At 53.6% G+C, this 220-nt stretch carries 1 protein-coding gene; it reads left to right on the forward strand.

Annotation, left to right across the window (positions count from 1 at the left end):
- Window positions 1–73: 73 nt before the first annotated feature.
- A partial coding sequence (locus tag ACM6HV_RS16475; protein WP_414904771.1) for a transposase occupies window positions 74–220 on the forward strand: 147 nt, incomplete at its 3' end.

A 220-nucleotide genomic window follows, 5' to 3' on the forward strand; every position in this document is an offset into this window, starting at 1 on the left:
GCTGAACTGGCCTAATGATTTTGGACACTTCAATCGGGCGCTATGATGGCGCCCAAATCTGAGGTGTTTGGATATGCGTAAATCTTATTCCAGTGAGTTCAAACTCAAGGCCGCCTGCATGGTGCTGGACGAGGGCCAGTCAGTTCCCGATGTTTGTGCCAGTTTGGATATTGGCCCTACCGCCTTGCGCCGTTGGGTCGACCAGGTTCGCAAGGAACGC

Origin of the sequence: Pseudomonas sp. IT-P260 (assembly GCF_949768395.1) — a bacterium.
In the GTDB taxonomy this organism is placed as follows: Bacteria; Pseudomonadota; Gammaproteobacteria; order Pseudomonadales; family Pseudomonadaceae; genus Aquipseudomonas; species Aquipseudomonas parakoreensis.